This is a genomic window from Pseudoalteromonas sp. MBR-15 (genome assembly GCF_053628915.1).
The window spans coordinates 91,578-115,989 of record NZ_JBRJHH010000001.1 but is presented as its reverse complement, the minus strand read 5'-3'; the positions used below and the strand labels follow the sequence as shown (position 1 = coordinate 115,989).

Below are 24,412 nucleotides of genomic sequence, written 5' to 3'. Positions count from 1 at the left end.
CATGCTTCGCTTGTAACCTACTAACTTTATCAGCTCGATTATTGAACTCATCGAGCAAATAGACTATAAGTACTTAAAGTACCTATTTTTTATCTCTATTTTGTGTAAGGACAACACATGAACTCACAGTACTTTTCTGTTCTTTTATGCTCATTGAGTGTGCCTCTTAGCGTGGTTGCCGCTGACGAAAAAGCAGTACAGGATATGTCGGATCCACTCGCTGTATATACACAGGTGGGTATAGGTGCAACCAATAAAGGCCTTAACCTTAAAATTGGTCAAGCATACGACACCGGTATTGCAACTACCGCAGGAATGAATGTCATTGAAGTAAAAGGGATCTACGGAGATACATTAGGTTGGGACAGTGATAGCAAAACTACAGACTCAATCGATTCATTTCGTTTCCGTAATTTTTCTGTTGATTTAACCACCATGAGTGCCACTCAAATAGACGCAACCTATAACCTGAATGCGAATTTGGTTGCCGACGAAAGTATGGATGTATCTTACAGCTATATTAAGGCACTCAAACCTATGGGACGTTTCTCGTTTTATCCATTAGCTGGGGTTGGTGCGTCGTTGGGTGAAAATGCACGTGAGGACGATGGTTCTCGAGACAGTGGCTACTCAATTATGGGAGCGTATGGGTTAATAGGTATGTACGCGAAAGTCACTATCTCCGACAAAATCTGGCTGAACTACAACCCCTTCTGGTTAACAACCATTGGAGGAAGTGATACCTACAAAGACCATTATTATGGCCTTGATCAAAGTCATATCCTAACCCACGAATTTGCTGCAAGTTACCAAATTAATCCACGCATGAATCTGCGGTATTTTGCAAACTGGAATGAAAATGTCGATTTCATGGACGGTGACCATCGCTTGGAGTTTAACTACCAGCTATAAAAACATTGATAATCGAACGCCAAGGAAGCAAAACACAAAACTGAGGTAAAAAAGAAGTGAGAAACGTTGTACTAATAAATTTAGCGGCTGCATGGTTCGTGAGTACCCATAGTGTTGCTTCCAGCTATGATGACTACGCGATAAAGCCAGCAGAAACGCAATTAAGTAATCAGCAACAAAAAGTGGATGAACCGATTTCTTTTTTACCTATTCCAACTTTTATTACAGAGCCTGCCGTCGGGCCTGGATTAGGTGTCGTTGGGCTATTTTTTCACGATAACGAAAAGAAGAAAAAAAAGCAGAAAAAAGAAGGGTCGACCTTGCCACAAAGCATCAGCTTAGTGGGTCTTATGGGCACAAAAAATGGCACCAAAGGAGCGGCTGTTGGGCATATTACCTTTTGGGATGAAGACCGTATTCGCTACCAAGGTATTATTGGTTGGGCGAGTATAAACCTCGACTTTTACACCTTTGACGAAATAAAACTACTTACACCACTTTCTCTCAATATTGAAGGCCCAGCCCTATTTCAAAATTTAAAACTTCGGTATCAAGACAGCAACTTTTTTTATGGCTTCAAACAAATTTATCGTCAGGTGGACATTAGCTTGGCAGAGAACCCCATTGAAGATTTTTTGCTTGAGAATGGCATCATCAAAGAACACCTTTCGCTCGATGTAAATACTTCAGGTATTGGCCCCTTATTAGAGTACGATAGCCGAGATAACCCGCTTAACCCTGAGCGTGGCTTTAACTATAAAGCCGAGTACTTATATTTCGATGAGGCGATTGGCAGTAAGGTCGATTACACCAGTTTAAAATTAACCGCTCTTAATTACTGGCGTTATACCGATAAGTTTAACTTTGCATTACGTATGCAATACGATTCGGTTAATAACCGAGGCGACAAACGCTTACCCGTATATATTCCACCCAGTATTGGTTTGCGCGGTGTATCGGCTACGCGTTACCAAGGACTTAATGTATTTGTCACTGAAGCAGAAGCCAGTTATAAGGTCACTCATAAAATAAAACTAAATGCATTTACGGGTATGGGTTGGGCTGCCGACAATTTTTCTGACTTATCAAAAGCAGACACCGTAAATACAGTAGGCGCGGGCTTTCGTTACTTAATTGACGAGCATTATGGTATCAGTATTGGCTTAGATGTAGCGCATGGCCCAGAACAAAATGCTATCTATATTCAGGCGGGTTCAACATGGTAGTTATACCTAAAATTTAAATCTAACATTTGAAAATGGTGTAATCACAAAGGTTGAAGTTGGATAATTAACTGCTACTATCAATAAACTAATAATAAATCAGTATATTAGTGTTTCAGGGATTGAATTTATGCGCAGCACAGCCTCGACCAAACATTTTCCGTATAAAAACTTTAAACCTCATGGATTAGTTGAGTTTTATCAACATCAGCACACACTCTTTGCAACAGCGACTGGACCGTTTAACGAAGAAATTATCGACGCGCATTCATTTATTCAACAAGCCTACATTACTAAATTGATTGATACCTACGGAGGCTGGTATGAATTGGTTGAATTTGAAAACTCATGTATGGCAACACCGGGGGCACTTGAAAAACTGATGGTGTATTTATCAGAACTAAAACGTAAAGGTGTCGCCTCAAAAAAAACCGCGTTGGTGATTTCAGATGAACTTGAAGGCGCAAACCTGCTCCGAGAAACGTACCGCAACTTATATAAAAAAGCCGGAATGACAATGAACATATTCAAATCAAAAACGGCTGCCTTAAATTGGTTATCCGAAGAGCCAACACCCGAAGTGTCGTTCTAACTTAGGCGATTTAAAAAGTGTTGCTCTTCTTCACGTAAGGTCAACACCTCCACACCAGCAGATGTCACCGCCAAAGTATGCTCCCACTGTGCAGAAAGTTTTTTATCGCGAGTAACAACCGTCCACCCATCTGGTTTGGTTTTTATTTTAGCCGTTCCCTGATTAATCATAGGTTCGATGGTGAATGTCATACCTTCTTTAAGCACTAATCCGGTATTTTTTTTACCATAGTGGAGCACATCGGGTCCTTCATGCATTTCTTGCCCTATGCCATGTCCACAGTATTCTTTCACCACGCTATAGCCTTGTTGGTGAGCAAAATTTGCAATGGCGTTACCAATATCACCAAGCCGCACACCTGGTTTTACCATGTTGATTGCATGCCACAGCGCCTCTTGAGTCTTATTAACCAGACGCGTTGCCAGCGGTGAAACCGCCCCAATCATGTACATTTTACTGGAGTCTGCCAAAAAGCCATTTTTTTCAAGTGTGATATCTATATTGACGATATCTCCATCTTTTAAAACGCACTTTTCATTTGGAAAACCATGACATACCACCTCGTTAACAGAGGCATTTAGCACATAAGGATAATCGTACTGGCCTTTGCTCGACGGCCTTGCCTGCAATTCATCAACAATATAGCGCTCAACAAGGTTGTTAATTTGCATTGTGGTTACCCCCGCTTTGACATGAGGGTCTAAATACGCGAACACCTTGGCTAATAAGCGCCCCGATTCACGCATGAGCGCCAGCTCGTCCTGTGTTTTAATTACCACTTTTTTCATCGATTCCTTCCTTAACAGCAACATCCGCTAGCTGTAACTGTTCTTTAATAATGTCACTGTAGGTCATGGTTGGATTGAGCTCGGCTAACATACCTATTTTAATCCAGTACTCTGATTGCGAGTTTATTGAACGCACCATCGCCGTGCTTGCTTTACGGATTTCTTCATGCAGTTCATCACTAATTTTAACAATACCCATCACATCACCAATATATGAAACATATACGGATCGTATATTTAAAATATGAAATTGCAAGCGTTATTTATTTCACCTTTAAATCAAACACACTCAGGTCGCTCGCCCTTTTACACAAACAGGCTATGAGTTAAAAAAATTCATCTATCAGGTTTATTTTAATCGTTTGTCGGTTTAGATGGATTACTCTAAAGTTAACTCATCAACAAATGATGCTGCGATTAACGAGGAAACTAACCATGTTTAAACCACTTTTAAAACGACTTGCCCTTAGCTCATTACTTACTTGTTCAGCTTTCGCAATCGCTGATCAGAGTGACTATAAATTAATGGTTATCAATGACTCAGATTCATCGCAAGCCATTATGCAAGGCCAGTATGATGCTGTGTTAGCAGACACAACACAATCAACTGACTTAAATCGTCAATATGAACTTGCATTTAATCGTTGTGCAGCAAGCGTGAAGTCAAAGAACTTCAGTCACGCAGAATCACTTTGCACAGAAGCAATTGAGCTTCTTAACAAAAGCGAAGTACGCGGCTATAAGCGCCGTGAACTTACATCATTCGCTTTAAGTAACCGTGGTATTGCGCGCATTATGTCGAAAAACGACACGGCTGCTCTAGCAGATTTTTATGAAGCGGTGAAAATCTCAGGTAATGATTTAGTTAATCACAACCTAAACCGCGCTAAGCAAAACTTAGCTCTTTAACCGAATTGTTGTCACAAAAGCCTAGTTTGTGTGTTCTCTGGGCTTTTTTATACCGAGTCAGTGCATACGCGGTGACTCAACCATATTGTTGTCGAAAGCTTAGCTTGTGTGTTCTCTAAGCTTTTTTATTCCGGGTGACTGCACACGTGGTCACCCAACCATATTGTTGTCGAAAGCTTAGCTTGTGTGTTCTCTAAGCTTTTTTATACCGAGTCAGTGCATACGCGGTGACTCAACCATATTGTTGTCGAAAGCTTAGCTTGTGTGTTCTCTAAGCTTTTTTATTGTGAGTGACTGCACACGTGGTCACTCAACCATATTGTTGTCGAAAGCTTAGCTTGTGTGTTCTCTAAGCTTTTTTATTGTGAGTGACTGCACACGTGGTTACTCAACCGTATTGTTGTCGAAAGCCTAGCTTGTGTGTTCGCTGGGCTTTTTTATGTCAGCTATAAAATAACCTGCCAATATGCAACATCAATCCAATCATCAAATTTTTTTCCAACTTGTTGAAAATGTGCAACCTTTTTCATACTAAACTTTTCGTGTAATGCAATACTGGCAGCATTAGGTAGTGCAATACCTGCCATAACAGCATGCAGATTACGCGTCTTTAAATGTGTGAAAAGTGCAGTGTAAAGTTGTGTACCCACTCCCTGTGCCTGACACTGCGCATCTAAATAAATCGAGACTTCAACGGAGTGTTGATATGCTTTACGCGCTTTCCACGGTGTTGCATAACAATAGCCAATGATCTTGCCGTTAACCTCAGCAACTAACCATGGTAAATGAGAATCAAGACTGGCCTGTATACGTTTTGCAATTTCGACCCCAGTAACCGACTCAACTTCAAAGGTCACGGTGCTATTAAGAACATAAAAATTATAAATTTCAGCAATCGCTTCGCTATCATCTATTGTCGTCTTTCTTATCATTATTAACTTACTCCCTGCTATTAATAATTGATTAATAGCAGAAAAAGCGCATTACAAATAGATGAAAAAACGCCACTAACTAAAGTGGCGTTTGGGTAGTTTCGACAACAATAAGAAATTGCTTTTAAAAGAAGCCCAGTGGATTTTCACTGTAACTTACTAATAGATTTTTAGTTTGTTGGTAGTGGTCAAGCGCTAACTTATGTGTTTCGCGACCAATCCCTGACTTTTTATACCCACCAAATGCCGCATGTGCCGGGTACATGTGATAACAATTTGTCCAAACACGGCCAGCTTCAATCTTGCGGCCAAAATGATAAGCCCGGTTCATATTTCGACTCCAAACACCAGCTCCTAAACCAAATTCAGAACTATTGGCCAGCGCTAATGCTTCATCTTCATCTTTAAAAGTAGACATAGAAATCACCGGTCCAAAAATCTCCTCTTGGAATACACGCATATCATTGGTGCCTTTTAATAGCGTTGGCTGAATATAATAGCCCCCGTTAAGCTCGTCTGATAACTGCTCTACTTCACCACCGGTAAGTACTTCGGCGCCTTCCTTTTTACCAATTTCAATATAGCTTAAAATTTTATCAAACTGCGCTTGTGATGCTTGCGCCCCTACCATGGTCTCGGTATCAAGCGGGTTACCCCGTTTAATTTGTAATGTGCGCGCCAGTACACGTTCAATAAATTGCTCGTAAATATCTTCTTGGATAAACAAACGTGATGGGCATGTACACACCTCACCTTGGTTAAAGTAAGCAAGTACAGCCCCTTCAATGGCTTTACTTAAAAATGCATCATCTTTTTCCATCACATCATTAAAGAAAATGTTGGGCGATTTACCACCGAGCTCTACAGTCGAAGGGATAATGTTCTCGGCGGCGCATTTTAAAATATGTGAACCAACAGGCGTTGATCCAGTAAAAGCAATTTTTGCAATGCGTGTGCTGGTTGCCAGCGCTTCACCCGCTTCTTTACCATAGCCATTCACAACATTTAATACACCTGCTGGTAATAAATCACCAATCACTTCGAGCAAAACAAGGATTGATGCGGGTGTTTGCTCGGCAGGTTTTAAAACAACACAGTTGCCCGCTGCAAGTGCTGGAGCGAGTTTCCACGCAGCCATTAATAGTGGAAAGTTCCATGGAATAATCTGCCCGACAACCCCTAAAGGCTCATGAAAATGATACGCCACTGTGGTTTCATCAATTTCACCAATTGATCCTTCTTGAGCACGCACACACCCCGCAAAATAGCGAAAGTGATCCGCCGCTAGCGGAACATCTGCTGCAAGGGTTTCGCGAATAGCTTTACCATTATCCCACGTTTCAGCCACTGCGAGCATTTCGAGGTTTTGCTCAATACGGTCCGCAATTTTTAACAAAATATTACTACGCTCTGTCACCGATGTTGTGCCCCATGCTGCTTTTGCGTCGTGGGCTTTATCAAGTGCAAGTTCGATGTCTTCTTTACTTGAACGAGGTACTTTACAAAATACCTTACCGTTTACTGGGCTAATATTGTCAAAGTATTCACCGTTAACGGGGGCGACCCACTGCCCTCCAATATAGTTCTCATATTGCGCTTTAAAACTAACTTTGGCACCTTCACTGCCTGGATTTGCATAGATCATAATGTGTTCTCTCTTCAAATTGTTGTATTTTATTTAGGCGGTAGGTTATTGTTTATTTAACCGCTAACTAGTGAAGTTAGCCTAGTTCAACAAAACACATTTGATTCCCAGTCCAGATTTTTTGACTATTTGTCCAAATTTAAGGGAAAACACGAGGTAACAATGAACACATCACTAATCAACAGTCGCTTAGATAAAAAACGCCAACGTATTGATGTGCTAATTGAAAATAAGGTAAGTTTTGCCGGTGAGCATGCCGAATTAAGCATTTACGACACCTACCTTGATGCACAAAAAGTCGCGCTGCATTCCAGCGAACTATTATTTTGCGGCATGATCAGCGGTAAAAAAATTATGCATGTTGCCGACAGTGACTACCACAAAGAGTTTTTACCACACCAGTCGTTTGTACTAGCGCCAAAGCAAGGGGTATTAATTGATTTTCCAAACGCATCTCTTAATCAGCCTACGACCTGTTTAGCTATTGAAATTAGTACCGACAAAATTAGCCAAGTGGTTGATGCATTGAATGTTGAGCAGCAAATTAGCCATGATGATTTTTTTCATTATGAACCTAAGTTAGTCCATGCAGAGCACAACATTCAAACCCAACAACTACTCGAACGCATGATCAATTTATTTAGTGAAAATGAGCAGCACAGAGACTACTTAATCGATCTTTCATTGAATGAACTTATCACTCGACTATTACAACAACAAAGCCGTGATTTAATGATTGCGAGTTGCAAACAGGGCAAGCTTGCAACACCACTGAGCCATGTTATCCAGTATATTGAGCAACATTTAGCGCACACTATCGACATTGATGTACTGTGTAAAATTGCCTGTATGAGTCGCAGTAAATTTTATCAACAATTTAAGCTAGCCTTTGGCTCTACTCCCGCACTTTGGCAACAGCAGCTGCGATTACAGAAGGCTTATAAACGCTTAGAAAAAGGTGAGTCTATTAGTAGTGTGTGTTATCAACTTGGTTTTAATAACCTTAGTCACTTTAGCAGGCTGTTTAAACAAACCTTTGGGGCAACACCTAAAAGCATTGCCAGTCATTAAGTTACTCTGTAATACGGTGCGAATATACTCGGTAAGTCACTGCCAACAAAATACAAATCGTACTCGGCACCAGCAAAGCTAAAAAGGCAAACTGGATAAAAAACCAGGCCCCTAAACAGCCGCCGATGATAAAACCTGCGATGATCAGCAAAAACAGTTTGGCTTTTCGTTTATCTAACGGCTCCCCCCGAAAAAAGCGCCCAAACATAATACCTAAATCAGTAAAAATTCCCGTAACATGGGTCGTACGAACAATAGCCCCACTGTAAGTGGTCGCTAGTGCGTTTTGCAAACCACACGCCGCCGAAGCCAAAAAGTGCCCATAGCCAGACCCCTCTGACAACAACCATAACGCTCCCAATAATAAAAAAGCTTCAATAAATAGCGCGGTGTCGTAATGACGCCCTAACTTTAATGCCGAGCTGTTCAGTAAAAAACCAGCAATGCATGATCCGACTAAAAAAGACACAAGTACGCCGAGCACATGTACAAGACCCAATACACTGCCCTTAATCATACCTACACCAAGTAAGGTGGCCGTACCCGATAAATGCGAGACTGCCTGATGTTCAAAACTAAGCAACCCAATCGCATTGACAAACCCCGCGACTAACGCAAGGATCAATGCGCCAACTTCTACCCATTTTGGTAATTTTGAAATCAAACCTCATCACCTTCGTAAACAAAAAGTCAGTTAATCTGTATGTTACGCTTATTTTTATCGTTAAAAACACTTTTTTTCGGGTCTTTCTATGGTAATTTACTGATAAGTAAATCGATTAAGTTGCCACCATGTCAAAACCTAAAAGCTGGACCTTAAAAAGTATTGCCAATGAATTAGGGGTTTCAAATGCCACCGTATCAAATGCGTTTAATCGTCCAGATCAACTGTCGAAAGCACGCCGAGAAGAAATCTTAGCTGCGTGTAAAAAACTCGGGTATTTCGGGCCAAATAAAGCCGCGCAATCATTGCGCCGTGGCACCTTTAATATTGTTGCCTTAGTGCTACCTGATAGCGTTGAGTATATGGTGTCAGATCCAGTGGCGAGTAGTTTTATGCGCGGTGTGTCATCGGTACTCGAGAAAAATGGCATTAACTTGCTGTTATTTTCTGGCAACAGCGACAACCTTAACAGCGTCGTTGACTTTGTTGACGGCTTTATTTGTTATGGTAGACCCCGAAATAAACAGCTAGTCGAACAGTTAAAAAAAGTACCAAAACATGTCGTTACTGTAGACTTTGACATTGGCCGTGAAGCGTCGGTCAATGTGAATAATCAACAAGCAAGTTTTGATATTGCCATGCATGCCCTCGAAAATAGTGATGATCGGGTGGCAATTTTAGGGCTCAGACTCCTTAATGATAATGTGTTGTGCCGAGTATATGAACATCATGAGTTTGAAGCAGGGCAATCTATCGCGCACCAACGTTTGCGGGGTTATCACCAAGCGATTAACGAAGCGGGCGTCACACTTAGCGATGATAGGACGTGGAATATTCCTGAAAGCAGTGAACGCTTCGCCAGTATTGCAGCTAAAGAGGCATTAAGCAGCACTCCCCGACCTAATGTCTTGTTATGCATGAGTGACTTAATTGCTTTAGCAGCCATGCGTGAGGCTATCAAAATGGGGCTTTCTATTCCAAACGATGTCAGAATTGTCGGGTTTGATGGTATTGATGAAGGCCAGCGATTTGTGCCAAAACTCACAACAGTACATCAAAATAGCGAAGAAAAAGGCCGCTTAGCAGCGACCTTATTTTTATCAAAAGAACAGCAAGTAGCGCAGATTGACTACCAGCTGCAAATAGGCCAAAGCGGTTAAGCGATAAAGTCAGCCAGAGAAATTAAAACTTGCTCATTATCATGCTGATCAATAATGAGGACTTCTCGGCTGGCAAAATTCACTTTAAGTTCAATTGAACTATCATCTTTATGCCAGTTTAAACAGCAACTAGTGCCTTCGCCTTTAACATTAAACTCACCATTAAATGCAGGATGTTCGTTACGCAGCTTAATCAGTTTGATCAGTCCGTTAACAACCGGTTTAGCGAGTGCTTTATCAATATCAGCCGCGCTCAGATATGGGCGATTAATATCACGGCCTACATTGGTGTTAGCCAATAAATCCATGTCATTTTCACACGCAAATAATCCGCCATAGTAAACCTGTGGAATACCCGGCGCAAAAAACTGTATGGCACGTGCGAGTAAATAATCAAAATCGTCTGCGCCAAGTGCGTTGTAATAAGTACAATTCACTTGATACAAGTCAACATTACTTGCAGCCGCACCGGTTGCTAAGCGACTTTGACCCTTGCTTTTTTCATGTATCGTTTCAACAAGATTATCAATTTGTTCAGCATCTAATAGCCCTGGCTTTTCACCCATTGGACCCGCATCAATAATGCCAATACCGTCATGTGTATCAAGCACGGTTAAACAATTACGCGGTGAAATAGCCAACCAGTCTACGAGTGCATCAGCGTTGTTACTGAATAAACTATGTAAAATCAAAGGTGGAAGAGCAAAGTCATATACCATATTGACACGTTTAGCGACTTCAACCTGTGTTTGATAATGGCTGTGGATTTCAGCAATGGTTTCCATGCCTAAATCATTTGCCTGAGCAGACAACTTGTCTAAATAAGCAAACGTTTCATCGAGCATAAAGCAGTTTGTGCCAGCTTGTTTAATTGCATAGCCTGCAGCGTCTAAACGAATGATATTGACGTTGTTTTCTGAAAACTTAGTTAATACATTATTTAAGTATTCAATACCTGCTAATGACTTAACATTTATATCAATTTGGTTATCGGTAAACGTGGTCCAAAAGTCATACGTATTACCGTCACCACACTTAATAGGTGTGAAACAGCTACCAGGGCGTGGACGATAAATGGCTTTTTGTTCTGTTTCAGACATTCCATTTGGGAAAACATCGTCTTTGGTTAAGAACAAATCCCAAAATTCAGACTCTTTGCCTTTCGCTAATACATCTTTAAATTGATATGACTGAGCAGACACATGATTGACGATTAGGTCAGCCATTAAGTCATAATTTGCACCTAATGCTTGAATGTCTTGCCAACTGCCAAGGCGTGAATCCACTTCACTATGATCAATGGGATCAAAACCAGCATCACTGCCGTCAATCGGGTTATAAAATGGCAATAAGTGTACACCTGCAAACACATCTTTAAGTGGGCCATTTAATAAATTACTTAATTCATCAATACCTTGACCAGTAATCCGGTCTGCGTAGGTGATTAATTGCACTTTATTGTTGATCATAATTGTTAATACCAAGTTGAAACTTAATCGATTAAGTTATATCTTTAACCACGACAGCAAATTATTCAAGCAGTTTTTATAACTTTTATACACTAAGATACATAGTAAAGGCGCAAGCCTTCATGTGAGGATACAACCATGAATAGAACACACGATCCTTTGCAAACGATTAGATGGCTGACATATATGATGTTTTTTATGTTTGCTATGACATCAGATGCCGTCGGTATGATCATTCCAGAGCTTATTAAAGAATTTGATCTCAGTATGACGCAAGCCAGTGCTTTTCATTATGCACCGATGGCTTTAATTGCGTTTAGCGGACTGTTTTTAGGTTTTCTTGCCGACAGTTTAGGCCGTAAACAAACAATTATGCTAGGACTGGGTTTGTTTACAATTAGCTGCTTTTTATTTGCAGTGAGTAGTAATTTCATGGTGTTTGTCCTGTTGTTAAGCTGTATTGGCCTTGCCATAGGCTTATTTAAAACAGGTGCACTGGCTTTATTAGGTGATATTTCTAAAAATAATTTAGAACACACCAAAACAATGAATTTAGTCGAAGGTTTCTTTGGTGTTGGCGCCATTGTCGGTCCTGCGTTAGTTAGCTTTTTAATCACCCAGAAAGTCAGTTGGACCTATCTATACCTTATCGCGGGTATAATGTGCTTAATACTCACGATTACCGCTTGGCGAGCTGACTACCCTAAACCTAAAAAGCAAGACAAGCATGCAAAGCCAGCCTCACTTGCGACAACCATGGAAATGATGAAAAACCCATACGCACTAGGATTTTCGCTAGCGATTGCACTTTATGTTGCAACCGAGGTGGCGATTTACGTTTGGATGCCGACACTTTTAGGTGACTATCAGGGTCCATGGCAATTGTTAGCGACCTATGCACTTACATTGTTCTTTATTTTGCGTGCCGCAGGGCGCTTTATGGCAGTGTGGTTATTAAATCATTTTAGCTGGCAAGCAGTTATGCTGTACTTAAGCTTAGGAATAGCGCTGTGTTACATAGGGCTAATTTTAGGCGGCGTTGAGTGGGCTGTGTTTTTATTACCACTATCAGGCCTGTTTATGTCAATGATCTACCCTACTTTAAACTCTAAGGGAATTTCATGTTTTGCAGTGCAGCAGCATGGAGCTGTGGCTGGCGTTATTTTATTCTTTACCGCCCTGTCAGCCGCCGCAGCCCCTCTTTTAATGGGCATGATCAGTGATTACTTCGGGCATATCCGCTATGGCTTTTACTTAGCGACAGGGTTCGCATGCTTACTATTTTTAGCCATGCTCTATAACTATTTACGCAACCCTGCAGAGCACGCTTTAACTCAACATAGCGCGTTGAGCCATTAAAAAGTTATTTAAAATCAACGTTTGAATAGAAAACGTGCAACTTTTTGTTTAAAAATACTTGCACTATGTAAATTAATTGCTATCTTAACTTAATCGATTAAGATTAAATTTTAAGACAACAAAGTCACCTTTGGATTGAGATGAGGCACATTATGACAACACACAAACACGCCCTATACACTCTAAGCGCCTTAGCGCTTGCTATCAGCCACAATCTGTATGCTGAAGAGCAACAAGCACCGCAGGAAGCAAAAAAAACAGGCCTTGAAACAATTGTTGTGACGGGTGTACCCCGCCGCACAACCATCATGGCATCTAGCTCTTCGGTCAGCAGTGTTTCATTGGCTGAAATTGAAGTATCAACACCTCGCTCAACAGCAGAAGCATTTAGAACCATTCCGGGTGTGCGCTCTGAATCAACGGGTGGCGAAGGTAATGCAAATATCGCAGTTCGCGGCTTACCTGTCGCATCGGGGGGGGCTAAGTTCTTACAACTACAAGAAGATGGCTTACCCGTTATGCAGTTTGGCGATATTGCCTTTGGTAACGCAGACATTTTCATGCGCTTAGATTCTACCGTACAAAGCGTTGAATCTATCCGTGGTGGCTCAGCCTCTACCGCTGCAAGTGACGCCCCTGGCGGTATTATTAACTTTATTTCTAAAACAGGTGAAAATGAGTCAGGCAGCGTGTCAACGACAGTGGGTCTTGATTACGACTCTATTCGCACAGACTTTGAATACGGTACTTATCTAAGTGACAGTGTTCGCTATCATATTGGTGGTTTTATTCGCCAAGGTGAAGGTCCGCGAGAAACTGGCTACACATCAAACAAAGGCGGTCAAATCAAGGCTAACCTAACCAAAGAGTTTGATACAGGGTACGTGCGTGTATACTTTAAGCACTTAGATGATAAAAGCGTGGGTTACCTGCCAATGCCAATGTATTCAAATGGCGACTCAATTCCAGGCTTTGACGCACAATCAGACACACCACATTCAGCATTATTTACACAAACCTTGCGCCTAAATGGTGATAACCAAATTAGCACCGGTGACATGACAAATGGTATGAACCCTGAAGTAACATCGCTAGGGTTTGAAGCTGCATTCGATTTAGAAAACGATTGGCGTATTGAAAATCGCTTTAGAAAATCATCTGTTAGCGGTAACTTTATTTCTCTTATTCCTGCCGAAGTTGCCAGCGCAAGCTCAATCGCTTCAAGCATTGCAGGTGACGGTGCATCACTGATTTATGCTAATGGTGGCTCAGCTGGTCAAAACTATGGTGATAATCTGGCCATGCGTATCCACACATTTGATGTAACGCTTAACGACATGGGCTCTATCGTTAATGACCTAAAACTAACGAAGTCATTCTCTGATGACACCAGTGTTACTTTTGGTTACTTTGCATCTAGCCAGTCAATTGACATGTCGTGGCTTTGGAACTCATATGTTATGGAGCTTAAAGGCGATAATGCAGCCCTGCTTGATGTGGTAGCAGCCAATGGCGACAATTACTCAGAAAACGGGTTATACGCATACGGGACACCCTATTGGGGAAATTGCTGCCAACGTAATTACGATACCGAGTACGAAACACGTGCTCCTTATATAAACGTTGCTACCAAGTTCGGTGATTTAAGTATTGACGCAAGCGCTCGTTATGACAGCGGTGAAGCTCGTGGTAACTATGCCGGCGCTGTAACATCTACTGTCGATATGAATAATGACGGCGTTATTTCGATTCCAGAACAAAATGTAGCGGGTATCGATAACGCAAACCCAAGCATCGTTAACTATGACTGGAATTACAGCTCATATTCTGTCGGTGCGAACTATCAAATTGATCCAAGTTTTGCGACTTTTGCCCGCCTGAGCAAAGGCGGACGTGCGAATGCTGACCGTCTACTATTTGGTAAGGTTCAAGCTGATGGTTCAGTTGCAAAAGAAGACGCGATTGATGAAGTAAACCAGTACGAAATCGGTGTTAAAAAACGTTTTGATTCACTGTCAATCTTTGCAACCGCTTTCTATGCTGAAACCGAAGAGCAAAACTTTGAAGCAACATCACAAAAGTTCTTTGACCGCGAATACGAGGCTAAAGGGATTGAGATTGAATCGACTTACTTTGTCGATGCATGGGATTTCCGTGGTAATTTAACTTGGACTGATGCCGAAATTGCAAAAGACGCGCTTTCGCCAGAACTTGTTGGTAATACACCGCGTCGCCAAGCAGATCTAATTTACTCTTTAATGGCGCGTTATAACTTTGATAAAGGTTCTGCTGGCTTAAGCTTTATCGGCACAACGGATGCGTACGCACAAGATAATAACGACCTGAAGTTTGATGGATACACGCAAGTAAATGGCTTTGTAAGCTATGACTTATCTGAAAACTTAAACTTATCGCTAAATGTAAATAACCTATTTGATACAGTGGGTATTACTGAAGCAGAAGAAGGGTCAGTGCCTGATAACGACATTATTCGTGCTCGTACAATCAATGGCCGTACAACATCACTAACATTAAAATATTTATTTAATTAATAAACACTCCCTTGTTTTAGCCCAGTATTTACTGGGCTTTTTCAGTTTAATACCATGACACTTAACTAAATTGCTGAGTGTTCAACAAACCGCTTTTCGGCCTGCGCTTCTTTTTGTTTCAGCAATCTAAAAAGCGCTAGGCATAACATAGCAAACAATGCGGTAGTAATGGAGCCAAGTGTTGCAAACCGGAAGCTATAAAACTGTGCAATAATACCTGTAGCGCCCGCCCCGCACATTACCCCGAGCTTAATTGCATTGGTATAAAATGCAGATGTAAAGCCAATACGATCTGGTAATTGGTCTTGTAAAACCGTTAAACCAATCCCCGCAAAAATACCGTAAAACACACCATTTAACAGTTGCAAAACGATTAAGTGCCATACTTCAAAGGCAAAAAATACACCGACATAAAACACAATCGCACAGCAAAAAGCCCCTGCAAGCAATGTTATTTTATTGTGTGTTCTAGCAAGTTTAGCGCTATACAACATAATTGGAATTTCTAAAAAAGCCACCACCCCCATAAATATGCCTGGCGTGTGCTGTGCAAAACCCAGTTCATTAATACTGTAAAGAGGCAGCGCAGAGGAATACATTATGTTGCCTGTAGAACCCAACATAATAGCTAAACCTAAACACCAAAACGAACTGGGGGTCACTGGTGCTTGCTCACCAAGGCCGGTGCGCTTTTTGTTGTTGTAGTCTGGAATAAATAGAAAAGCAAAAATGAGTGCGAGTAATGCACACCCAGCAGCAAAATAAAAAGACAAACTAAATTGCCCACCCGACGCTAACAAATAACCTAAGGGCGGCCCACCGACCCAAGCAAATGAAATGGCAGCACGCAGACGCGAATTAAAGCTTGTTATATCAATGTTATCTTGTCGAGCTGCCCATTGCCTAGCGACTGTCATCATTTGCGGTATTGCAGCATTACCCATCGCTAAAAACAGCACTCCAGCAAGCATTACTTGCCAAAATGCAGTTGCATTGGCAAATGTAATGAGCGCACACATCATTCCTGAAACAGCCACCATAAACAGTGAACGTGCGCTTGTGCCTTTATCAGCCAAATCGCCCAGCCATTGACTAATCACTATACCCGTTAAGGTAACCGCGACCATGTAAACACCTAAATATATAGGGGGCGAATTAAGGCCTTCAACAATAAACAAACTCATTAATGGGTTTACAAACGCGCCCATTAAGCCAGTTAACATACTGAGAAGAATAAAAATAACACCATGCTGCTTGAGCAACGTTTTCACGAAAAGACCCCATATAATGAAAAACCCACTATGACGTTACACAAGCCACAGAGGTTATTTAAAGGGCGCAAATTATACATGGCTTTTAGGTGAATTTCATTTTGTATTACAAATAAATTAAGAACCTTATGGCCACATTATTGAATAAAGAACGACTGTTACTAAAGAGCACGCTCACGAAATTACTACGTAACCATCGTTTCGTTAAGCCTCTCGTATTACGTATTATTAGCTAACAAAGTGTAAAATCGAGACGTTACTCCATTTGTCCAACCAAAGCCTTGCTGTACGGAGTATTCCCCGCCACCAGCACGGCTTACTAAATCACACACATTGTACTTTTCGAGCAAACATTTATCTTCAGCAAAGCGCATTTCAATCATGTTTAACCATTGTTTCATTATTGTTTGTGCGTCGTTGTGGTAGCCATAATCAATCAGTCCTTTTACTGCAAACCACTGCAACGGTGCCCAGCCATTTGGGCTATCCCACTGCTGTGATGTGGTACATAACGTGGTAACTAAACCACCCGATTTTAAAAACTCATTCATCAATTTTTGCTTTACATGTGCGGCTTGCTGTTTAGATGCAGCACCAACAAATAAAGGCACAGCCATCGCTAAAGAGTCCACTTGGTTTTGGCGTTTTAATCGAATATTAAAATCTCTGTATACGCCTGCTGACTCATTCCAACAATACTCATTTATCGCATTTAAACGTCGCGCTGCAAAATCAATATAATATTCACTCTGTTGATGTTGCCCTAATAAGTCATGATAATGCGCAAGCGTCTTCTCCAAATTATACAGTAAGCTATTCAAATCAACGGGGAGAATATTGCTCGTTTCTATACTTGTTAAATCATCACTGTGTTTAAGCCAACGACTGCTAAAATCCCAGCCCGATTCACAGGCTGCTCGAATATGTTGAAAGTAGTTTCGCTGCTGATTAGAACCAAGCGTTTTAGCGTCATGTAAATCTTCTTTTAATGACTCAGGGCGAGGAGTGGCAGCGCTATCCCAATAGCGATTCAAATAAGCACCATTAGGCATTCGCACCACACGCTTAGAAACCAAATGTTCTGATGAAAGCTTGTCACTATCACGCATCCAAAACTGATACTCTAATTCAAGTGCGGTCACCCCCTTTGCCAACCAAACAAAATCAGCATTTTGTCGGTACTTTGCTTGCCACAGCATATGTATCATTAACGCTAAAACCGGTGGTTGAGAGCGAGAACTGTAGTAACTTCTATTGCCATTGGGAATACAACCAATGCGATTTTGCAAATCAATAAAGTTATTTACCATTGCTTCAATTGTAGCTAAGTCACCAATATCTTCTAAGCCTAGCGCTGTAAAGTAACTATCCCAATAGTAAATTTCCTGAAAACGCCCGCCCGGGACAATGTAGTCATAGTTAAGCGGTAACAATGAACTTGATTCATTAGTATCTGCTGTACGGTGTAAGTGGGGCCAAAGATCTGCAATATACTGCTTCACTGAAAGAGAATCTAACTTAGCAGATGGCAGAGTTTGGTCGGCGAACGTAAAATGTGTCATTACAAACGCATGTAATTCCTCACCTTTTAATGGGCCTATCTGTTGATAACGATCACAAGCAACTTGCCATGATTGATACGGTATAGCATCGGCGAACATCTTTGAATCAGCAAACACTTCTGCCAGCTGAACATCATTAAATAATTGGCTGTTTACAAAGCTCATAATCATCCTTTAGCAGGCGTTAGACGCTGCTAGATACTGCGGTTTTAACGTTAATTTTTTGAAAATTGCGACACTGACTAGTAATAAAGCAATAGGAACAAGAGTTAGGTAGAAGGCGTGCTGGCCGCTAAATTTATCAAACACAAAGCCTGTAATAATCGAGCCAGTTGTCCCCCCAAGTGCTGAGAAAACAACAATTAACCCTGTCATTGCTGCATGCTGGTGTTTAGCTAATGAACTTAACATCACAGAATTAAGTAATGGGTAGATAGGCGCCATAAAAAAGCCAATCAAGGGCAACATATACGCGGCAAAAGGCACATCAAATACACTGCTTATTTTACTGCCATCAACATCGTGTGTTAGCGGTAAAATCAATAACACCAGTACCGCCATAGCAATTAAACAACTCAGTAATAATTTAAACCAACCAATAAAACGCAATAATTGCCCAGCGACTAACCTGCCGAGTGCTAAGGCGGCGGCAAATAAACTGGCAAGCTGAATACTGACATCGACAGGGAGTTTTAACACTTGATTATTAAAAGTGGGTAGCCAGGTTCCAACCCCCTGCTCAACTAAAACATATAAAAAAGCACTCACAATGAAAATAAGCACCAAAGGCTGATAAGTGAGCTGTAGCATGTCAATAAATGCGTGCACTTGAGACTGCGATTGATTACTACGTGGCGGCGATTTTATGGGGGCTGTGGCTACGGCTAACACTGCAATAGCAATAATAAGTGCCAGCAGATAATACACATTTAACCAGTGACTACTTTGCGGGTTATTAGCATCAATAAAGAGAGCAAAAATCCAGTAACCCGATAACACCCCCAGCATAAAAATACCTTCGATAGTGTTCAGTAACGCTGAATGTTTATTTGCAGTGTCTGTTACTTGACCAATAACAGAGTAAACAGCAATTTTCATTACTGCAAAACTACACCCAATCGCTGCAAATAATGCTTTTAAAGCCCAAAACTCTGCAATGCTCGGTACAATTAAACAGAGCATAGCCACTAATATTAACGCACCTAGCATCGCGACTTTGTAGCCTAATCGTGGAATGAATGATGCCACAACAAAAGACACAATCGCGATTGTGAGATCCTTGTATCCTTCTAAAACTGATGCGTTTGTTTTACTGACATCTAAACTGTTTATTGCCTGTAAAATAACAGTGCCGACACTATTGAGCATAATAGCAAACACAAAATAGCTGCATGCCAATGCAATCGTTATTCTTATTGGGGTCATTCGCTCTAGCCTGTGATTATTTTTATTCAGTCTAGTTTAGTTTAGTGCAAAATAAAATGCAAACGTTTGCAAAACCAAAATAAAGCGATATATAAGTATAAAAGTTGGCTAACGTTGGCTTGATTGCCTATTAATTAATTCAATTTCAATAACTTGAGATTCTACTTTTTGACCAGCGAGCTGTGCTAATAATTTTTCAACCAAGATAACAGAGGCTCGTTGCGTGTTTTGTTTAACACTAGAAAGCGAAGGGTGGCTAATATCTGCCATTGCAATATCGTCAAAACCAACGAGGGCAACATCGGTAGGAATACTAATATAACGCTCTTTTAGTGCTTTCATTGCACCTAATGCCACCATATCACTACACGCCATAATGCCATCAAAGCATAGCCCTTTTTCAACCAATAATTGGTTTATCCCTTTGTAAGCTGCACTACTCGTAATATCAATAGAAACCACGTGCGGTATTGCTTTAGCAGCATTAAGTGCATCCATATAACCCCGATATCGCTCACCTATTTCGGCATGATCAGGATCCCCTAAGAATAAGATGTTCTTAGCCCCCTTTTCGAGCAAGTGTTCCGTAGCAAGACGCCCGCCCAAGTAGTTATCGCTGCCCACTATAGGGTAATTACTGGGTGTTTTTGGGTCACCCCAAACAACTAAAGGCACACCAGCTCGTGCTGCAGCTTCAATGTTTACTTGGCTTTTACCTTGTCCTACAACAATAATTCCATCAGCACGACGACTATTAATAAAATAATTAGCCCAATCATCATTAGCCATAAATGAATTTGATAGCAACAATTCTAAGCCGTGGTTATTAAGTGCAAGATTAATCTCGCCGACAACTTTTAGTAAAAAAGGGTCATTGATAGATTGCTCGGTATCGCCATCAAGGTTGATTATGACTGCAACAACATTCGTTTTTTGCGTACGTAAACGACTAGCGGCAGTATTTAAACTAAAGTTATGCTTTTTAGCTAGTTGCTGAAGCTTGTCACGAGTTTCCTTTTTAATCAAAGGGTTATCATTTAGCGCACGGGATACTGTCGACGTAGATACACCCGCTAACTTAGCAAGATCAGCTAACTTTAATTTTCTATCGTTCATGATGTTAAAACACTGCCTTCCTTATTACTTAAGTGTTCAATATATCATTATTTAGCATAAATCGCTGCGCGGCTATAGATAATATTTTTTCAATAGATACATCAACAAACAGACTCTGTGTTCAAAAATAAAGCAAAACTTGCAAAAAATAATTGCAAACGTTTGCATAACATTCTAAGGTTTAAAAAAGCATCGCATTAACATTTCCATAAATACTGTTAGTGCTGTGGATTCAACAATACAAAAAATGGGAACACACAATGACAACAACACACACTCGCAGTGCAGTTGCCTGCGCTATACTGTTTGCAATTAGTGGCCAAACTGCAATGGCTGCGGAACAAACTGAAAAACAAACAAAAGAAAAAGTAGAACGCATTGTTGTATCAGGCACACCTGCGGGTGTAGGCGTACGTAAAATTGATGCTGGCTATGCAGTTACAAATATTGATGCAGAGCAAATAATTAAACTATCACCAAAAAGCACGGCAGATTTATTTAAAGCTGTACCTGGTGTGTGGGTAGAAAGCTCGGGTGGTGAGTCTGGTGCAAACGTATTTGTGCGTGGTTTTCCTGGAGGGGGTGATGCGCCATTTTTAACCTTAAGCCTTGATGGTTCACCTATTTACCCAGCTCCAACCTTGTCATTCCTTGAGAACTCGTCGTTATTTCGTATCGACGAAACCATTGAAACAATGGAGGCATTGCGTGGCGGTCCAAACCCTGTTGTATCGAATGGACAGCCTGGCCTAACCACTAACTTTCGTCTTAAGCGAGGTCATGAAGATACCGAAGGTATGTTCAAATACACAACATCAGACTACGATTTACAAAGAGTTGATGCAGTCATAAGTGGTGAAATTTCTGATGATTTATATTTCATGGTGGGTGGTTATGTAAAAAGCTCGCCAGGTATTCGTGACGCAGGTTTTACTTCAGAAAAAGGTAACCAATTCACTATTAACATCACAAAAGTGCTGGAAAAAGGCGAAATCAATGTATATACACGCCAAACTGATGACCACGGTGCATGGTACTTACCAACACCTCTTAATGTTGATGGCATTGACGCCAAATACACGCAGCTAGGCACTCTTAATCGCCAAGCGATTATATACACAGGACCCAATAACGAAGCACATCAAGTAGATATTGGTGATGGTCGGGGTTGGAAAGGTCATGTATCTGGCGGTAGCATCAAACTTGAATTTGACAACGGCTGGAACTTCACAGATCGCTTTAATATCACCAAAGGTGATGCAAACACCTACGGTTTAGTACCAAGTGGCTCGGCAACAACTGTTGCTGACGTTGCCGATAATGGTGAATTTGCAACGGGAGCGGCAACAGGCACGGTGTATGACGCAGACACCCCTATACAACAACTCGGTCGCTGGGTCGTTTTAAAAGAGATTAGCTCATTTACTAATGACTTAGCTTTTTCTAAAAAGTTTGGTGATCTTTCTACTGCATTTGGCTACTACACAGCAAATACTTCAGCCAATGATTGGTGGAGCTTGGGTAATACTGCTTATCATGTGCTTGAAGCTGGCGGCGAAATGCTAGATGGAATAGCGTGTAATGCAAGTGTTGAAGGTTGTGATTTTAATTACGACATAAACTCAACAGGTGATGCACGCACCAATGCTTTCTACACCACTGCTCAGTTTACACTTAATGAAGCATTTACACTTGATGCGGGTATTCGCTTTGAAAACCATGAAGTTGAATACAGTGTTGATGAGGGGCTAGATGGTGTGATCAACAAAACCGTGCAATATGACGAAAGCAAAACGTCATGGACAACCGGCATAAATTACTCAATTAACGACGATATGGGTGTATTTGCGCGCGTGAACCGTGGTTACAAAATGCCTTACTTCGATGATTTTCGTGATAACTTTGGAGCTTACGAGGGAGGAGAAAAGTTAATAAAAGAGGTAACCCAAGCAGAGTTTGGTTATAAGTTACTGACTGATAGCACTGATTTCTATGCAACTCTTTTCACCAATGAAGTAAAAGGTGACACGTTTGTTCGTCGCCCAGGTGTTCCCGCTGAAATCTTAACGAACGAAGCATACGGTATTGAGCTTGATTACAACTATAACCACGAGTCTGGTTTCTCAGTCAACTTAAACTCTACTCTTCAAGAAACTGAGATCACTGAAAGCCCCAGCAATGAAGGTAACGAGAGCCAGCGTCAGCCCAAATGGCAAGTGCGTGTAACACCAAGCTATGACTTTGAAGTAAGTGGCATGTATGCAACGCTATACGGCACAATATCAGCAGTTGATGACCGCTTCGGCAACAACGAAAATACCGTTGTGTTAGAAGGCTACGAAAAAGTTGACCTAGGTTTAATTGTAGAGCCGATGGAAGGTATAAAAATACAATTAGCCGTAGATAATTTAACAGATGAACAAGGCATCACTGAGGGGGATCCCCGCAATGCTGATGCACCAAATGGTCGTTACATTATGCCTCGCACTACACGTTTAAGCGTAAGTTACGCATTTTAAAATAACCTCCCAAACCCTTGATTAAAAGGTTAAAGCCCAAGCCACAGTGTTTCATTACCTGTGGCTTTTTTGCTCACAAAGCAAATAATGTAATTTATGTGCCAATTGTTTATGAGACTCATCGGTTAAATGTAAACCCTCTTTCTTACATGGCGCTATATTCTCAGTAATATCTAAAAACACACAACCGTGATGCCCACATACTTTAGAAAAAGCATCTAACAATACGGGTATTTTAGCACTCGCCCCTGCATAAATAGACTGATAAGCCCCTACCTCGTAAATCTTTGGCGGACTCAACACCACAATTTTTGGCAATTCACGGTGCAGATAGTGATTTTTTATTTCGATAATTAGCGTGTCGAGTGCGTTTGCAATATCAGCAACCGACAATGCAAATCGGCGCTTTAAATCGTTCGTACCTAGTTGAATAATAAGCGTATCAACATGATAGGCTCGTAGGTAAGGTTCTAAATATTTCACACCTAATTTATCACCACTAAACGGGGGCTCATTGGTCAGTGTACGGTTAGGTTGTCCGGCTTCGATAACCTGATACCCCGCCCCTAATTTAATGCCCAGCAAACTTGGCCAGCGCTCATTATCGTTGAAACGCTTGCCATCTACAGGCGAGATCCCATACGTATTTGAGTCACCAAAACAGAGAATATCCATTAGAATGGATTCAGGGTATAACCCTGTTGCTGTAAGAGTGCATGCGCTGTCATGGCTGATAGTGCCATTTGTACACCGGGGATCAGCTGCTCTTGTTTAACTTTCATATGGGTTGCCGACTGGCCGCATACATAGACAACCGTATTATGCGCTAATAATTGTGAAATCAATTGCTGGTTTTTATTGTCACTATTAAAACGCTGCTTGTAAAAACTGTTCTTGAGTAGATCGACACTTGCCCCGCCATGTACAACTAAAGCCAGTTGAATATTTTCAGGTTTTACACCATGGGCAATATGCATATTAATAAAGCGTGCTAACGAGTTAATACTATTATTTTGCTTACCCTTTTGTGCAGCGTCGGCCACATCAAACACGACTTTGAAGGTCGCTTGCTCTGCGATAGGCGCATGATTTGGTACATCATAATAAAAACCAAAACCTTCAATTGCAGGCTTAGTTTGCTCGGCATGGCTAAACGTGGTTAACAAGGTAAGCGATAAGCCTAATAGCGTTGATTTCATAAAGAATCCTGTTACTTTTTTACTCTAGCCTACCCTGTTTATCT

Annotated in this window: 21 protein-coding genes; 9 read left to right on the top strand and 12 right to left on the bottom strand. The window is 41.2% G+C overall.

The window, feature by feature from the left end; all coding sequences use genetic code 11:
• The first annotated feature begins 117 nt into the window (after positions 1–117).
• From ACSSVW_RS00475 to ACSSVW_RS00465, 3 genes are all read left to right on the top strand, one after another.
• On the top strand, positions 118–912 hold the full coding sequence (locus ACSSVW_RS00475) for a hypothetical protein (RefSeq protein ID WP_454178610.1): 795 nt from the start codon (positions 118–120) through the stop codon (positions 910–912).
• Between the two features lie 56 nt (positions 913–968).
• Positions 969–2,138, top strand: a complete 1,170-nt coding sequence (locus tag ACSSVW_RS00470) for a BamA/TamA family outer membrane protein (protein ID WP_244223161.1) — start codon at positions 969–971, stop codon at positions 2,136–2,138.
• Positions 2,139–2,265: 127 nt separating this feature from the next.
• Complete coding sequence (locus tag ACSSVW_RS00465; RefSeq protein ID WP_036972305.1) at positions 2,266–2,727, top strand: hypothetical protein; 462 nt, start codon at positions 2,266–2,268, stop codon at positions 2,725–2,727.
• On the opposite strand, the gene map is transcribed toward ACSSVW_RS00465, so the two are convergent.
• The gene (gene map, locus ACSSVW_RS00460; RefSeq protein WP_074988715.1) at positions 2,724–3,515 is read right to left on the bottom strand and encodes a type I methionyl aminopeptidase; all 792 of its coding nucleotides are present in this window, start codon (positions 3,513–3,515) and stop codon (positions 2,724–2,726) included. The genes ACSSVW_RS00465 and map overlap by 4 nt on opposite strands.
• Positions 3,496–3,714 (bottom strand): ParD-like family protein, encoded by a 219-nt coding sequence (locus tag ACSSVW_RS00455; RefSeq protein WP_036972307.1) that lies wholly within the window; start codon positions 3,712–3,714, stop codon positions 3,496–3,498. The genes map and ACSSVW_RS00455 overlap by 20 nt, the downstream gene beginning before the upstream one ends.
• Before the next feature lie 236 nt (positions 3,715–3,950).
• On the opposite strand from ACSSVW_RS00455, the gene ACSSVW_RS00450 reads away from it, so the two are divergent.
• On the top strand, positions 3,951–4,424 hold the full coding sequence (locus ACSSVW_RS00450; protein WP_454178609.1) for a hypothetical protein: 474 nt from the start codon (positions 3,951–3,953) through the stop codon (positions 4,422–4,424).
• A 446-nt stretch (positions 4,425–4,870) separates the two neighbouring features.
• On the opposite strand, the gene ACSSVW_RS00445 is transcribed toward ACSSVW_RS00450, so the two are convergent.
• Both ACSSVW_RS00445 and exaC read right to left on the bottom strand, forming a co-directional pair.
• The gene (locus ACSSVW_RS00445; protein WP_421420169.1) at positions 4,871–5,356 is read right to left on the bottom strand and encodes a GNAT family N-acetyltransferase; all 486 of its coding nucleotides are present in this window, start codon (positions 5,354–5,356) and stop codon (positions 4,871–4,873) included.
• Positions 5,357–5,480: 124 nt separating this feature from the next.
• Positions 5,481–7,001 (bottom strand): acetaldehyde dehydrogenase ExaC, encoded by a 1,521-nt coding sequence (gene exaC / locus ACSSVW_RS00440; RefSeq protein WP_074988712.1) that lies wholly within the window; start codon positions 6,999–7,001, stop codon positions 5,481–5,483.
• Positions 7,002–7,163: 162 nt separating this feature from the next.
• Between exaC and ACSSVW_RS00435 the strand changes: the two genes are divergently transcribed.
• The gene (locus ACSSVW_RS00435) at positions 7,164–8,072 is read left to right on the top strand and encodes an AraC family transcriptional regulator (RefSeq protein ID WP_036972314.1); all 909 of its coding nucleotides are present in this window, start codon (positions 7,164–7,166) and stop codon (positions 8,070–8,072) included.
• Between the two features lies 1 nt (position 8,073).
• Here ACSSVW_RS00435 and ACSSVW_RS00430 read toward each other — a convergent pair whose 3' ends face one another.
• A complete protein-coding gene (locus ACSSVW_RS00430; protein WP_036972315.1) occupies positions 8,074–8,736 on the bottom strand; it encodes a YoaK family protein in 663 nt (220 codons plus the stop codon).
• Positions 8,737–8,864: 128 nt separating this feature from the next.
• On the opposite strand from ACSSVW_RS00430, the gene ACSSVW_RS00425 reads away from it, so the two are divergent.
• Positions 8,865–9,896, top strand: a complete 1,032-nt coding sequence (locus tag ACSSVW_RS00425) for a LacI family DNA-binding transcriptional regulator (protein ID WP_036972316.1) — start codon at positions 8,865–8,867, stop codon at positions 9,894–9,896.
• Here ACSSVW_RS00425 and gtfA read toward each other — a convergent pair.
• A complete protein-coding gene (gtfA, locus tag ACSSVW_RS00420; RefSeq protein ID WP_065978950.1) occupies positions 9,893–11,365 on the bottom strand; it encodes a sucrose phosphorylase in 1,473 nt (490 codons plus the stop codon). The two genes, ACSSVW_RS00425 and gtfA, sit on opposite strands and share 4 nt — an antisense overlap.
• A gap of 138 nt (positions 11,366–11,503) precedes the next feature.
• On the opposite strand from gtfA, the gene ACSSVW_RS00415 reads away from it, so the two are divergent.
• Positions 11,504–12,724: an MFS transporter gene (locus tag ACSSVW_RS00415; protein ID WP_074988710.1), complete on the top strand. Its 1,221-nt coding sequence runs from the start codon at positions 11,504–11,506 to the stop codon at positions 12,722–12,724.
• 152 nt (positions 12,725–12,876) lie between these two features.
• Positions 12,877–15,276 (top strand): TonB-dependent receptor, encoded by a 2,400-nt coding sequence (locus ACSSVW_RS00410; protein ID WP_454178608.1) that lies wholly within the window; start codon positions 12,877–12,879, stop codon positions 15,274–15,276.
• 65 nt (positions 15,277–15,341) lie between these two features.
• On the opposite strand, the gene ACSSVW_RS00405 is transcribed toward ACSSVW_RS00410, so the two are convergent.
• From ACSSVW_RS00405 to ACSSVW_RS00390, 4 genes are all read right to left on the bottom strand, one after another.
• Positions 15,342–16,547, bottom strand: a complete 1,206-nt coding sequence (locus ACSSVW_RS00405) for a sugar efflux transporter (RefSeq protein ID WP_454178607.1) — start codon at positions 16,545–16,547, stop codon at positions 15,342–15,344.
• A gap of 218 nt (positions 16,548–16,765) precedes the next feature.
• Positions 16,766–18,274, bottom strand: coding sequence for a trehalase family glycosidase (locus tag ACSSVW_RS00400; RefSeq protein WP_454178606.1), 1,509 nt, complete (start codon positions 18,272–18,274; stop codon positions 16,766–16,768).
• Positions 18,275–18,283: 9 nt separating this feature from the next.
• Positions 18,284–19,534, bottom strand: coding sequence for an MFS transporter (locus ACSSVW_RS00395; protein ID WP_180311704.1), 1,251 nt, complete (start codon positions 19,532–19,534; stop codon positions 18,284–18,286).
• Between the two features lie 108 nt (positions 19,535–19,642).
• Positions 19,643–20,650, bottom strand: coding sequence for a LacI family DNA-binding transcriptional regulator (locus tag ACSSVW_RS00390; protein WP_065978945.1), 1,008 nt, complete (start codon positions 20,648–20,650; stop codon positions 19,643–19,645).
• A gap of 260 nt (positions 20,651–20,910) precedes the next feature.
• On the opposite strand from ACSSVW_RS00390, the gene ACSSVW_RS00385 reads away from it, so the two are divergent.
• The gene (locus ACSSVW_RS00385; protein ID WP_180311705.1) at positions 20,911–23,169 is read left to right on the top strand and encodes a TonB-dependent receptor; all 2,259 of its coding nucleotides are present in this window, start codon (positions 20,911–20,913) and stop codon (positions 23,167–23,169) included.
• A 54-nt stretch (positions 23,170–23,223) separates the two neighbouring features.
• On the opposite strand, the gene ACSSVW_RS00380 is transcribed toward ACSSVW_RS00385, so the two are convergent.
• Complete coding sequence (locus ACSSVW_RS00380) at positions 23,224–23,844, bottom strand: GDSL-type esterase/lipase family protein (RefSeq protein WP_454178605.1); 621 nt, start codon at positions 23,842–23,844, stop codon at positions 23,224–23,226.
• The gene (locus ACSSVW_RS00375) at positions 23,844–24,368 is read right to left on the bottom strand and encodes a DsrE family protein (protein ID WP_421420154.1); all 525 of its coding nucleotides are present in this window, start codon (positions 24,366–24,368) and stop codon (positions 23,844–23,846) included. Before ACSSVW_RS00375 ends, ACSSVW_RS00380 begins: the two co-directional genes overlap by 1 nt.
• Positions 24,369–24,412 lie beyond the last annotated feature (44 nt).

Bases quoted from the DNA above. Each gene is read 5' to 3' on its own strand.
- ACSSVW_RS00385 (WP_180311705.1), top strand. From the start codon at position 20,911: ATGACAACAACACACACTCGCAGTGCAGTTGCCTGCGCTATACTGTTT.
- ACSSVW_RS00395 (WP_180311704.1), bottom strand. From the start codon at position 19,534: ATGACCCCAATAAGAATAACGATTGCATTGGCATGCAGCTATTTTGTG.
- ACSSVW_RS00425 (WP_036972316.1), top strand. From the start codon at position 8,865: ATGTCAAAACCTAAAAGCTGGACCTTAAAAAGTATTGCCAATGAATTA.
- ACSSVW_RS00445 (WP_421420169.1), bottom strand. From the start codon at position 5,356: ATGATAAGAAAGACGACAATAGATGATAGCGAAGCGATTGCTGAAATT.
- ACSSVW_RS00455 (WP_036972307.1), bottom strand. From the start codon at position 3,714: ATGGGTATTGTTAAAATTAGTGATGAACTGCATGAAGAAATCCGTAAA.
- ACSSVW_RS00415 (WP_074988710.1), top strand. From the start codon at position 11,504: ATGAATAGAACACACGATCCTTTGCAAACGATTAGATGGCTGACATAT.
- ACSSVW_RS00375 (WP_421420154.1), bottom strand. From the start codon at position 24,368: ATGAAATCAACGCTATTAGGCTTATCGCTTACCTTGTTAACCACGTTT.
- ACSSVW_RS00450 (WP_454178609.1), top strand. From the start codon at position 3,951: ATGTTTAAACCACTTTTAAAACGACTTGCCCTTAGCTCATTACTTACT.
- ACSSVW_RS00410 (WP_454178608.1), top strand. From the start codon at position 12,877: ATGACAACACACAAACACGCCCTATACACTCTAAGCGCCTTAGCGCTT.
- gtfA (WP_065978950.1), bottom strand. From the start codon at position 11,365: ATGATCAACAATAAAGTGCAATTAATCACCTACGCAGACCGGATTACT.
- exaC (WP_074988712.1), bottom strand. From the start codon at position 7,001: ATGATCTATGCAAATCCAGGCAGTGAAGGTGCCAAAGTTAGTTTTAAA.
- ACSSVW_RS00380 (WP_454178605.1), bottom strand. From the start codon at position 23,844: ATGGATATTCTCTGTTTTGGTGACTCAAATACGTATGGGATCTCGCCT.
- map (WP_074988715.1), bottom strand. From the start codon at position 3,515: ATGAAAAAAGTGGTAATTAAAACACAGGACGAGCTGGCGCTCATGCGT.
- ACSSVW_RS00465 (WP_036972305.1), top strand. From the start codon at position 2,266: ATGCGCAGCACAGCCTCGACCAAACATTTTCCGTATAAAAACTTTAAA.
- ACSSVW_RS00435 (WP_036972314.1), top strand. From the start codon at position 7,164: ATGAACACATCACTAATCAACAGTCGCTTAGATAAAAAACGCCAACGT.
- ACSSVW_RS00475 (WP_454178610.1), top strand. From the start codon at position 118: ATGAACTCACAGTACTTTTCTGTTCTTTTATGCTCATTGAGTGTGCCT.
- ACSSVW_RS00390 (WP_065978945.1), bottom strand. From the start codon at position 20,650: ATGAACGATAGAAAATTAAAGTTAGCTGATCTTGCTAAGTTAGCGGGT.
- ACSSVW_RS00400 (WP_454178606.1), bottom strand. From the start codon at position 18,274: ATGAGCTTTGTAAACAGCCAATTATTTAATGATGTTCAGCTGGCAGAA.